The sequence below is a fragment of the Trinickia caryophylli genome, assembly GCF_034424545.1.
Lineage (GTDB): Bacteria > Pseudomonadota > Gammaproteobacteria > Burkholderiales > Burkholderiaceae > Trinickia > Trinickia caryophylli.
The window spans coordinates 1,279,403-1,291,593 of record NZ_CP139970.1 but is presented as its reverse complement, the minus strand read 5'-3'; the positions used below and the strand labels follow the sequence as shown (position 1 = coordinate 1,291,593).

Below are 12,191 nucleotides of genomic sequence, written 5' to 3'. Positions count from 1 at the left end.
CCCATGAGTACGCCTTTGAAGACTCTCATCGCCAAGCTCGACGCGTTGTGCCTGGACGCGGCCACGCGCGCCGCAAGCTTGTGCCTCGCGCGCGGGCATTACGAGGTCGACCTCGAGCATCTCTTTTTGACGCTGCTCGACGACGCCGGCAGCGACCTGCGCGCGGTGCTGCGCGCGGACAAGCTCAGCGCCGATCAACTGCGTGCGGACCTCGAGCGCGAGCTCGGGCGCCTGAAGACGGGCAATACACGCACGCCCGTGTTTTCGCCGCATCTGATTTCGCTGTTCGAGCAGGCGTGGCTGATCGCGTCGCTCGACTCGCAAACGGGCCGCATCCGCTCGGGCCACCTGCTGCTCGCGCTGTTGAGCACCTCGGATCTGGCGCAGTTCGCGCAGCGCATGTCGCCGGTGTTCGGCCGCATTGCCGTGGAGCAGCTCAAGCACAATTTCGACGAAGCCACGGCGGGCTCGCGCGAGGCCCCCGAGCCGGCGCACCAGGCTTCGACGGGCGCGGCAGACGGTGCCGTGCAGGATCTTGCGGCGCCGGGCGCATCGAAGACGCCGGCGCTCGATACCTATACGACGAACCTCACGCAGCGCGCGAAGGAAGGCAAGATCGACCCGGTGATCGGGCGCGAAGCCGAGATCCGGCAAACGATCGACATTCTCATGCGCCGCCGGCAGAACAATCCGATCCTGACGGGCGAGGCCGGCGTCGGCAAGACGGCCGTGGTCGAAGGGCTCGCGCTGCGCATCGCCGTGGACGACGTGCCCGAGCCGCTCAAGGGCGTGGCGCTGCACGTGCTCGATATGGGGCTGCTGCAGGCGGGTGCCAGTGTGAAGGGCGAGTTCGAGAACCGGCTCAAGAGCGTGATCGATGAGGTGAAAAAAAGCGTTGTGCCGATCGTGCTCTTCATCGATGAGGCGCATACGATCATCGGCGCCGGCGGGCAGGCAGGCCAGAACGACGCCGCGAACCTGCTCAAGCCGGCGCTGGCGCGCGGCGAGCTGCGCACGATCGCGGCGACGACCTGGAGCGAGTATCGCAAATACTTCGAGAAGGATGTCGCGCTCGCGCGGCGCTTCCAGGTCGTGAAGATCGACGAGCCGGGCGAGACGCTTGCAGCCGCAATGGTACGCGGCCTCGCGCCGCGCATGGAGGGGCATTTCAACGTGCGGATTCTCGACGAGGCGATCACCGAAGCGGTGCGGCTCTCGCATCGCTACATCACCGGGCGGCAGCTTCCCGACAAGGCGATCGGCGTGCTCGACACCGCGTGCGCGAAGGTGGCGCTCGCCCATGGCTCGACACCGGCCGTCATCGACGACGCGCGCAAGCGCATCGAGCGCATCGACGCGGAGATTGCGGCGCTCGAGCGAGAAGTGCTTGCCGGCGCGCCCGGCCCGGCGCACGACGAGCGCCTCGTGGCATTGCGCGAGGCGCGCGCAACGGAACTCGAGACGCTTGCAGCGGACGAGGCGCGCTACGAATCCGAGCGGGCACTCGTCAAGCGCCTCGAAGGGCTGCGCAAGGCACTGGAGGAGGCCGCGCCCGGCGAGGTCGACGCGGTGCGGGCCGAGCTCGCCGAGCAGACGGCGGCGCTGCAGGCGCTCCAGCAGCCGAGACCGATGGTCCCGCTGCAAGTCGATGGGCACGTCGTTGCGGAGATCGTCGCATCGTGGACCGGCATTCCGCTCGGACGCATGGTGAAGGATGAGATCCGTACCGTGCTCACGCTCAAGGATCTGCTCGCCGCGCGCGTGATCGGGCAGGACCACGCACTCGACGCAATCGCGCAGCGCGTGCGCACCGCGAGCGCCAGCCTCGAAGATCCGAACAAGCCGCGCGGCGTCTTCCTCTTCGTCGGGCCCTCGGGCGTCGGCAAGACCGAAACTGCGCTCGCGCTGGCCGACATTCTCTACGGTGGCGAGCGCAAGCTCATTACGATCAACATGAGCGAGTACCAGGAGGCGCACAGCGTCTCCGGGCTCAAGGGCTCGCCCCCGGGCTACGTCGGCTACGGCGAGGGCGGAGTGCTGACAGAGGCCGTGCGGCGTAACCCGTACTCGGTGGTGCTGCTCGACGAAGTCGAGAAGGCACACCCCGATGTGCTCGAAATGTTCTTCCAGGTGTTCGACAAGGGCACGCTGGACGACGCGGAGGGCCGCGAGATCGATTTCCGCCACGCGCTGATCATCCTTACCTCGAACGTCGGCTCCTCGGCCGTGATGCAGGCCTGCCTGAACAAGCCGGCCGAGGAACTGCCCGATGCGGACGCGCTGTCCGAAGCGCTGCGGCCGCAGCTCTACAAGACGTTCAAGCCGGCCTTCCTCGGGCGTGTAAAGGTGATTCCGTATTACCCGATTTCGGACGACGTGCTGGCGGAAATCATCGCGCTCAAGCTCGGCCGCATCCGCGAGCGCATCGCCGCCAATCATCGCGCCGAGTTCGCCTGGGACGAATCGCTCGTCGAGGCGGTGCTCGCGCGTTGCACGGAAGTCGATTCGGGGGCGCGCAACGTCGACCACATTCTGAACGGGACGCTGTTGCCGGAGCTGGCGCAGCAGGTGCTCGCGCGCGTGGCGGAGGGCGCCCGGATCGAGCGCATTGCCGTGCGTGCCGGCGAAAACGGTGAATTCGAATACACGGTGGTCTGATATGGCAATCGATCTCGCGCCGCTCATCGCACCGCTCGGCGGCGCGTCGCCTTGCGGCGACGACTTGTTGTTCTCCAACGATTTCGATGCGATCCAGCACGCCCGCCGGTTCGACGACCCTTCGCTCGACCAGGGCGAGTGGGTGACCGAAATCAAGGAGGCCGATTGGGGCTTCGTGATCGACCGCGCCTCCGAGCTGCTGCGCACGCAGACGAAAGATCTGCGCCTCGCGGCCTGGTTGACCGAAGCGCTGGCGGTCAAGCAGGGTGTGCCGGGCCTCACGCTCGGTTATCAGCTGTTGGCGGGACTGTGCGAGCAGTATTGGGACACGGTGCATCCGCTGCCCGAGGGCGACGACACGGAATATCGTCTCGGCAACGTGAGCTGGCTCGTCGGGCGTACCGCGCAGCTCCTGCGCGAAATGCCGCTGACCGAGACGTCGAGCGGCAGCTTTACGGCGATCGATTGGGATGTGGCCACGCTTGCTGCGCAGGCAGCACGGCGCGACCCCGATCATGCGCAGGACATCTTGCGCGGCAAGCCTTCGTTCGAGCAGATCGATGCGGCCAAGCGCACCACTCCGACAGCGTTCTACAAGGCGCTGCTGGCGGACCTCAAGGCCTTCGAGGCGGCGATGAAGGCGCTCGAGAGCGTCCTCGACGCGCGGGCGAAGGACGCGGCGCCGAGCTTCCGTCAACCGAAAGAGGCGTACGAGCTCGTGTACGGCCTTGCCGAGCGGTTCGCGAAGGATGTGGGCGTGAGCGCCGACGCGTCGCCCGAGGCGAAGTCCGATGCCGCGCCGGTGCAGCCCGAGCGGGCCGAGCCGACTTTCAAGACTCCGATTTCACAAGGGGCCGCCATGACCGCGCCTTCGTTGCCGAGCCGGCAACCCGGTGTCATTCATACCCGTGCCGATGCCGTTGCCCAATTGCGGGCCGTTGCCGAGTTCTTTCGGGCGACCGAGCCCCATAGTCCCGCCGCCTATCTCGCCGACAAGGCTGCCGAATGGGCCGATATGCCGTTGCACCGGTGGCTCGAGCATGTCGTCAAGGACGATGGCTCGCTCGCGCATCTGCGCGAACTGCTTGGCGTGAAGCAGGACTCCTGAGCGGTAAGGGAGGAGCGGGAGGGAAAACGGCCGGCCGCGCGGCGCGCGCGCCCGGGAGCCGGCGGACAAATCTCAACATCTGGCGCGATCGCGGTTGGGACTTCGACTCCGCGGGACTACTCGTCGCGCCGACGGTGGTGCCGCCTAGGCCGCGAGCCCCGGAAAAATTCGGCGTCAAAGCCGATGCCGGCAGGAGATGGTTGCCCCCGAGTCGGGGTGCTAGCTGCTACGCGGCGCATGTGTGCATAGGCAGTGGGCGATCGCGCAATCGCTCGACGCGATGGCAGATCTGCCCGAGACCGAGCACCGCAAGTGGCTGTCAACATCGCCTTTCCGCGTCTCAGCGAAGCCAAACCGGAATTCTCGCGGCGATCCAGTCGATAGTGGTTGGCGGCATCGAGATATGCCTCTCTCCGTCGTATTCATCGGATGCGTCGAAGTAGATCAGCTTGCCGTCACGGATCTCGATCGGTTCGGTGCCTGGTCGAGCGCCCCAGAAGATGAAAAATTGTCGAGTGGCCAGCGTCGACCCATGCGCATCGGCTACGGTGATTTTGACCTGCTCTTCCTGATCCGCAAAGAAGCCATTGCTGTGGCCTCCGCCACTTCCGCAGATGTTGACGATATAGGTTGTACCGTCGACCCGCTTGATGCCGCCGTTTAGCTTTGCGTTGTAGTTGAAGCGCTGGCAATCGGTATCGTCAGTCGCGAACTGGTGAAAGTTGACGAGATAGAAGAAAGCCAAAAAGCCCAGCGTGACGATCGCTAGTCCTACGCGCTTCGATCGATTGAAATGGTCGAGGCTTCTGACAAGCCGGTAAAGGTAGAGCATGAAGAAGAGCGACGTGACGGCGAAGATCACGCTCTTCGCGTTCTTGATCGAGAAAAGCGTGATGGTATTTCTGGCATCGGCGGGCACGAACATCCACGCGATACCAACGACCAGACATACGACGATAGCGGCCAAGGCCGTCTTGAGGATGATGGAGATCGCCTTCATGGCTCGGCCGGGATGGTTCTGCATACGGTGTCAAATTTCAGCGCGATCGGCTTGTCCAGCTTGATGAGTTTGGGCTTACTGTAGACGATAAAGTCGCCCCCGCGATTATGCGCTGATCTCCACTCGCGGTAAGTCTTGTTATGAACTGGCCAGTAGACATCCTTCGCCAAAAACTTTCGAAACAGGCTGGTGCGCTTGTCGATCGGCTTGTCGACCTCATCCCCCTCAGGGAGGTAACGCCACTCCTCGACGGTCGAGTTCCCAACATTCAAGTTGCTGCTCTTGAAAAAATCGTTGATGGCTGCAATGTAAGACAAAACCATCCCGCTCTTGTTCCAGTGGCCGAGGTACTGGCTCTTGGAATGGGAATCGTCGTTGAACGAGTAGCTGTCCTTGATATAAACATAGATGTGGGTAATCTGCGCAACCGGTTCGAGGCAGAATATCCTGTTCTTGCCTTCGTACTTGTAATAACGTTCGCCGGTAGCGGTCGCCTTCCCTACCGCTGCGTAGAAGTTGAAGTTCGCTAAAGCGCCGGTCAGATCAGTCATCGCGGTGCCGTCGAGCGTGTCGAGGGATGACACGGGCTGGTACTGGAATCCCCAGGCGACGTGAAACTGGAGCGGGCTCTTCAGAAACGAGGAGGTGTCGATGACGATACCTGCCGCGTTCAATTGCCCGGCCGAAAAACTCTTCTCGACTATGGGTGTCAAGACCTTCGCTATGGCCCGAGCGGCATTCGGCGTGTAAATTGCCTGCTGGGTAAGTTGATCGAATCGCTTGGCTGCGCCGCGAAATTTTAATATCCATTCCAGCGTAACGGTTGTGTCGTCAAGCGGCTGAGCCGAATTGAGATCGTCGTTATAAACGTGGCTTGGGCTAGCGAACCATTCGCGTGCAAGTTTGGCCGCAATCGACCAGCCCATTTTGTCCATCGCTCTCGGGACGTCCTGAAGATCGAACTGCGGCAACTTATCGGCTTGTTCCGCGTCTTGAGGCGTCGCGCTCAACTGTGGCTTGGCGGGCGGTTTGGGGGAGGCTGGGGCAGTAGGGGACGAGTTATGCGTCGCGGCTGGAGTCTGTGATTTCGGTGGAGGCGTGGGCGGTCCATTCGGCGCACGCCGGTCGAACGAGATTTTTTGCTGCGTGTCGATGGGTACGCAGCCGACCATGCCGGAGTAACACTTCCACCGCTTGCTGGAATATAAAACTCCTGACTCCATCTGATAATACGGGGTTTTTCTGACGTTTGGCATAAGGTCTTGGATGACGACTTTTGAAATGAACTGACGTCAGATTAATCGAGACCCTGGCAAATCGGATGGTAATAATGAAAACATCAGTCAGATCAGTCCGCGATTGCGCAGGACGAAAAGACCCATGATTGCGTCAGTCGCGCGGCTTGGTCGCGATCATAGGAGCCGCCATCAATGAAGGCGCACGCCGCAAAGTCAGGGGCGCTGAGGCGCAAAGCCAAAACGCGGGCAAACAGGCGCCTCGCAAATCGTCTTGGCTGCTCAGGACGATCGGCGCGAAGTAGCGCTTGCAGGCTCCTTCGCGCCATTGGCCCAGGACCGGCTTGTAGGCCGCCGGCCTTACTTCCCGACGCGGAATTCGATCCGGCGGTTGCGTGCGCGGCCGTCGTCCGTGTCGTTCGATGCGATCGGCTGATCGGGGCCGACGCCCATCGTCGCCATCGACTGCGGCGCCACACCTTTGACGACGAGGTAGCCCTTCACCGCGTCGGCGCGGGCCTGGCTGAGCGCGATGTTAGCTGCGCGGCTGCCGGAATTGTCGGTGTGGCCGATGATCTCCACGCTCTTGCCCGTCATTTTTGCGAGCACGGCCGCCATCTGGTCCAGAATCGCGCGGCCTTGCGGCGTCAGCGTCGCGCTGCCGGTCTCGAACTCGATCGTCCGGTTGGCCAGCGCGTTGTCGAGCACGCCCTGCTCGGAGGCGCTCACGCGCAGGCCGTTCTTGATCGTATAGGTCGGGTTCAGTGCGTTGGCCATATCGCTTGCGATCTGCTGACGCTGCGCTTCGTTGCCTACTTCCCCCTTCACGTCGATCTGCGTGCCGTCGATCTTCAGTTGGCCCTTGCTGATCTGCTTGAGCTGCGGCCCGATCAGCTTTTGGACATTGGCCGCCCAGTTCGGCGGCGTATCGACGTTACCGACTTCGATCTGATCTACGACGTTCGCTGCGCCGTAAGTGTCGCGCAAACGCGTGAGCACCGCGGCGCGCGTTGCTTCGTCGGGCACCTTGCCGGCCACGACCACCTGCCCCGGTACCGCATTGGCCGGCGGCGGGACGCGCGTGGCGCCGGTCGCAGCCGGTGGCTGCGAGGCGGAGGGCGGCAGCGTCGTCGTCCGGATGGCGATGCCGCTGTTGTCGACGGGCGTGACGTTCGCGGGGCCGGCGTTGTCGGCGGCGGCGGGCGCGGCCCAGATCGCGCCGAGCGTCGCGGCGACGCCAAGCGCGCCGAGCCACAGGCGGGCGCGGCGCCGCGTGTCGATTGAAGTGCGAAGGAGACCCATTGCGTCACGCCCCGACGAAGGCTTCGCGGAACGTATCGATGGCGATACGCAGCGATAGCTGAGGTTGCTCGAGGTAACTGACGAGCTTGCTGATTCCATGTTCGTTCTGCGCGTGTTCGTCGATCCACTCGGGATCGTCGATGTCGATATTTTGGGCGGCATACGCCTGCGGATCGATGACGCTGTGCAGCGTCTTGGCCGAGGCACCGTTGAAGCCGATCACGAGCCGTTCCCGTTCGGCAATCGTGCCGATGAAGATCGCGATCTCGAAATCGGCCTGGCCGAGAAACGGCGCCACCAGCTCGAGCCAGAATGCGGCCACGAGGCTGCGGTAGAACGTATCGGTGGGCAGCGGCAGTGTGAGGCCGCGCTCGAGGTGGCGCGACTTGCTCTGCATCACGGGCTTGAGCAGCGAGCCGAGCGCGAGCATCGCTCCGCGCAGCCGCACCGGGTGGCCGCTCGCGAGCAGCATCTGCTCGAGACCGGCAAGCGTCTGATGCTCGACGAAGTCCGCGAACGTGCCGTCGTGGGAGTTCGACTGACCGACGTCGATCGGCACCTGGATATCGCCGAGGGCCTGCAGCGCCGCGCCGGGTTCCTCGCTCTCGTAGAGCTCGCGCATCTGCCCGGCGGCGCGCGACCACAGCCGCGCAAATGCGAGCGGGCTGCGCGCGAGGAAAGCGAGCGGCCGCTCCACTTCGAGCGCGGTTGCCGCCAGCAGCGGGAAGCGGCGCGACGAGACGTCGTGGCTCGCCATCATGTGCCCGGCGATCGCGAGCTTGCTTTGCGAGCCGAGGAAGGCGAAATGCATGGGCCTCGCGTCTTCGTAGACGATCTTCCAGCGCGGGTCCTCCGCGAGCAGCTCCATGGCCTGGGCGACCCAGCGGTCCAGCGTCTGCAGCAGTTGCGGATTGTTCGTGCTCTTCACGAAGTCGCCGCGCGAAGGGATCTTGCCGAAGTAGGCCAGTTGCGCCTGGACCGATTGCGTCATTGGGCGGCTCCCGGGTTCGTGGCTGCGGCACTGGCCGCGGCCGGGGTGGTCGATGCGGTCTGTGCCGCCGGCGCGGAAGCAGCCGGCGTGCCGATCGCGGCTGCCGCGCTTGCGCGCGCGGCAGCCACGTCGACGACCGAAACCGGCAACTGTGTGCCTCGCAGGCTCTGCTGCTGCGGCGCGTCGCCCTTGCCGCTCGAAGGCTGAGAGGTGCTGACGATGCGCATGCTGAACGCCACCGTCACATCACCCTGCGACCACGAAAGGTCGAAGGTGCCGTCGGCGTTGCGCTTGCGCTGCGCCGAGTTGATCAGCTTTTCGAGGCCATAGCGCCCCGGCTCGTTGACGAACTGGATCGTGCGGCCGTCGAACGTCGTGGCCGTCAGCGTCGCGCCGGCCGCGCCTTGCGGGTTCGGCCAGACGAAGTTCATCCATTGCGCCGGCGTGTTGCGGTAGCGCAGTTGCTGCCCGTCGATCGTGATCGTGTACTCGGTCGTACGCGAGCCCGGTTGCGGCAGGATCTGGAACACCGTCTGCGGCTCGGCCGCGGCCTGGCCGCCGCTCGCGGCCGCGCCGGAGAGCGGCGCGACCCAGCGCGCGAAGCTGCCCGAGAAATCGGGCGTGAGCGCGATGCCCATGCCGCCCCACGTGCGCGGGCTCAGCGTATCGCCGCGGCGCACGGCGAGCGGGCCGAGCGTCGTGCCGACGAACTTCGACACGGCGCCCTCGGGGCCGAAGATCTGCGCGATTTCACCCGCGCCGGCTTCGACCTTCGCGCTCGACGAGAACGGATACTTGGTGGCGAGCGACGCCTGGAACGGCTGATAAACCTGCGCGGTCCAGATCTTGTTGACTTCGTCGCTGGCCGGGCCGATCACGACGGCGAAGGCCTGCATGAGCGGGCGCACGAGCAATGGCCGCAGCGCCTTGCGCTGATCGTCGGTGAGCCCGTTGAGCATCTGCTCGTCGACGAACTTGAGCGAATCGGCAAGCTCCGAACCGTTGCCCTCGAGCGTTTGCTGCATCAACTGCCGCGAGCCGGGGCCGGGGTCCCCCTGATTCTTGATCAGGTTGAAGCGCGTGCGGGTCTTCGAGAGCGTGTCCATATAGCCGCGCAGCAGCGACGTGTTGTCGTGCATGGCGACAATGCGGGCGAGCCCCGTGAAGGCCGCGCCAACCGGCCCCATCGACGTCGACGGAATGATCGCGCCCGCGTCGATATCCACACCTGCGTTCCTGGCCGCCTGCTCGCGCGACGAGAAGAGCCGCTTGAACCATCCCGTCATGCCCTTTTGCGCTTTTTGCAGCGTGGTGGAAGCGAGGGCCGGGTTGTCCCATGCGGTCTGATCGTAAGCCGTCTCCAGGATCTTGCGGATCGGGGAGTCCTGCGGATCCCCCAGGCGGTTCATCGTGGCGACGGCCTGATCGAAACTGCCGAAATCCTGAACCGAGATGCCTTGCAGGAAGCGCTGCCAGTGCTGCGCATAGTCCGACTTGTACATGCTGACGAGCGCCTTCTGGATCTGCTCCGGGCTCCCCTCGAGCGTCAGGTCGTCCTGCGACGCCGTGTTGAGCACCCAGTCCTTGGCCTGCAGTTCCTTCGTCGCGGCATCGCGGATGGCCGGCTGCACGTACTCGAACCAGGCGTCGCGCGTAAACGTGCCCGGAATCGCATAGCTGCCGGCGACGAGGTTCGTGTTGTTCTCGCCGACGATGCGCGCCACCGTCATCGGCGCGAAGCGCGTCGAGGCACGGGCCTTGATCTCTTCGTAGACGCGCTGGCGTGCCGGCATGCCGCGTACCACCCGGCGCAGGTTCTCGCGCGTCTGATCCACGAGCGAGAGGTTCGGCTCGATCATCGGCCAGTCGTCGTCGGATACGCGCGAGAGGTAGAACGTGATCATGCGCTCGGCGCTGCGGATCATGTCGTCGCGGGACATGTTGCCGCGATTCGTTTCGAGCCAGCCGCGCCAAAACCGCGCGAGCTGGTCGGTCAGGTGCGCCGCCTCGACGTGCCGCTTGTCCGACAGCATGAGGTAGGTCTTCAGCGCGTTATAGGCGTCTTCCACGTTGGTCGGCGAGGCATCGCTGTAGAGCCCGCCTTGCGCGGCCGGCGCGAGCGCGCTGCCCGTGCGCGCCGAGACGGGCACGGCGCCCGACTCGGGCGGGCGTGTGAGCGGCGCCAACTGGTCGGGATGTGCGTCGACTTCCTTCAGGAAGGCGCCCAGATTCGCCGAGACCGGCACCAGCATCAACTGCTTGACGCCGCGATAGTACTCGGCCAGCAGACGCTGTTCGATGCGATCGCCCTGGTAGAGCCCGAGCGAGACCGAAAGCGGACGGTCTCGTCTGAAGCGCTCGAGCTGCTCGATCCGGTCTTCGAGGATATCCATGGCCTGCAGGCGCGATTGCAGGTCGTTGCGGTTCTGCTGCAGCCGCACGATGTTGTCGAGGTCGGCCTGCACGTTCGTGACGAGCTGCTGGTTGCCGATCGTCGACCAGGTCCAGCCGCCCAGCGCGAGCGCGAGCACGGCGACGAACGCGAAGAACGTGCCGTAGCGCAGGCGCGTCTTGGCCGGGCTGGCGAACTGCCGCACCGTTTGGCGGTCGGCGAAGATGACCTTCGAGAACAGGTCGCGCAGAAAGAAACCGTTTTTCGAACTGGCTGCCCGCGGTGCGGGCAGCGTATCGCCGCCGAGCCCGAAGCGATGCGCGATGCGCTGCGCCGCCGCGCTCGTCGTCTGCCCTTCCTGCAGCGCGCTCGTGAAGTAAAAGCCACGCAGAATCGGCTTGTACTGGAACGGGTTCTCCTCGAACAGCGTCGCGAGGAACATGCGCAAGGCCGGCTTGATCGTGAGGAATTCGAGCGGGAAGCTCAACTGGCCTGGCGAGAGGGCCTTGCCGCGGTTGATCGACATCTGCGCGATGCTGATTTCCTTGAGCCCTTCGTAGAGCTCCTCGAAGCGCTCGTCGAAGAGCGCCACGATGTCGCGTTTTTCGTCGGGTTGATAGGGCAGGGTGGCGCCCCATGCGCGATCGTATTCGTTGCGCTCGCTGCCGCTGAAGAACTCCGAAAAACCTGTGATGAGGTCGGCCTTCGTGAACATCACGTAGACGGGCGCGAAGACCTCGAGTTTTTCCGTCAGCTCCTGCACACGCTGGCGCAGGCTGCGTGCGAGGTTGATCGTGGCGTCGGGCCGGCTCGACGTGAGTTCGGCAATGCTCGCCGTCACGATGATGCCGTTGATCGGCGCTTTCGGCCGGTAGCGCTTGAGCAATCCGAGAAAGCCCAGCCATTCGGACCGGTCTTCCTCGTGCACCGAGTAGCGGCCCGCCGTGTCGAGCAGAATACCTTCGGTCGTGAAAAACCAGTCGCAGTTACGCGTGCCGCCGATCCCGTGAATGACGGCATCGTGCTTGTCGGCGAACGGGAACTGCAGCCCCGAGTTCAGCACCGCGCTGCTTTTACCGGCCGCCGGGTTGCCGATGACGATGTACCACGGCAGTTCGTAGAGCGCCGAGCCCCCCGAGATCTGGCCGATTTTCGATGTCTTGATCGTGCGCACGGCGTCGACGAGGCGCGTGCGCAGCACGTCGAGTTCGGCGCCTTTGCCCGGCTGCTGTGGGGCGGCCGTTTTGGCCGCCTCGGCCTGCTGCTCGATCATCTCCCCGAGCTTGCGGTTCGCTCGCCGCGCCGCGATGCGCCGCCAAAGCCAGACGATGAAGACGAGCGCGAGCAGGGCGCCGAAGACAAGGGCCGGCCATTCGAGGTCGATCTCCAGCCACAGCGCGCCGCCGAACAGGATCGCCGCGATGACGACGAGCCCGAAGACCGTCATCGTGATTTTATGGGTGAGCGCGTTGAGAAAGCGTTGCATAAGGCGTTCTTCTATAGGA

General features: G+C 64.5%; 7 protein-coding genes. 2 read left to right on the top strand and 5 right to left on the bottom strand.

Annotated elements, in window-relative coordinates:
* The first annotated feature begins 3 nt into the window (after positions 1-3).
* Together tssH and tssA are read left to right on the top strand one after the other, a co-directional pair.
* Positions 4-2,658 (top strand): type VI secretion system ATPase TssH, encoded by a 2,655-nt coding sequence (tssH, locus tag U0034_RS05875; RefSeq protein WP_085223482.1) that lies wholly within the window; start codon positions 4-6, stop codon positions 2,656-2,658.
* 1 nt (position 2,659) lies between these two features.
* On the top strand, positions 2,660-3,766 hold the full coding sequence (gene tssA, locus U0034_RS05870; RefSeq protein WP_085223484.1) for a type VI secretion system protein TssA: 1,107 nt from the start codon (positions 2,660-2,662) through the stop codon (positions 3,764-3,766).
* A gap of 340 nt (positions 3,767-4,106) precedes the next feature.
* Here tssA and U0034_RS05865 read toward each other — a convergent pair whose 3' ends face one another.
* From U0034_RS05865 to tssM, 5 genes are all read right to left on the bottom strand, one after another.
* Positions 4,107-4,766, bottom strand: a complete 660-nt coding sequence (locus tag U0034_RS05865; RefSeq protein ID WP_233211918.1) for a hypothetical protein — start codon at positions 4,764-4,766, stop codon at positions 4,107-4,109.
* On the bottom strand, positions 4,763-5,776 hold the full coding sequence (locus U0034_RS05860; RefSeq protein ID WP_233211919.1) for a DUF6402 family protein: 1,014 nt from the start codon (positions 5,774-5,776) through the stop codon (positions 4,763-4,765). Before U0034_RS05860 ends, U0034_RS05865 begins: the two co-directional genes overlap by 4 nt.
* A 585-nt stretch (positions 5,777-6,361) precedes the next feature.
* Positions 6,362-7,303, bottom strand: coding sequence for an OmpA family protein (locus tag U0034_RS05855; protein ID WP_085223488.1), 942 nt, complete (start codon positions 7,301-7,303; stop codon positions 6,362-6,364).
* A gap of 4 nt (positions 7,304-7,307) precedes the next feature.
* The gene (gene tagF / locus U0034_RS05850; protein ID WP_085223490.1) at positions 7,308-8,294 is read right to left on the bottom strand and encodes a type VI secretion system-associated protein TagF; all 987 of its coding nucleotides are present in this window, start codon (positions 8,292-8,294) and stop codon (positions 7,308-7,310) included.
* Positions 8,291-12,172: a type VI secretion system membrane subunit TssM gene (gene tssM / locus U0034_RS05845; protein ID WP_085223492.1), complete on the bottom strand. Its 3,882-nt coding sequence runs from the start codon at positions 12,170-12,172 to the stop codon at positions 8,291-8,293. Before tssM ends, tagF begins: the two co-directional genes overlap by 4 nt.
* Between the last annotated feature and the right edge of the window lie 19 nt (positions 12,173-12,191).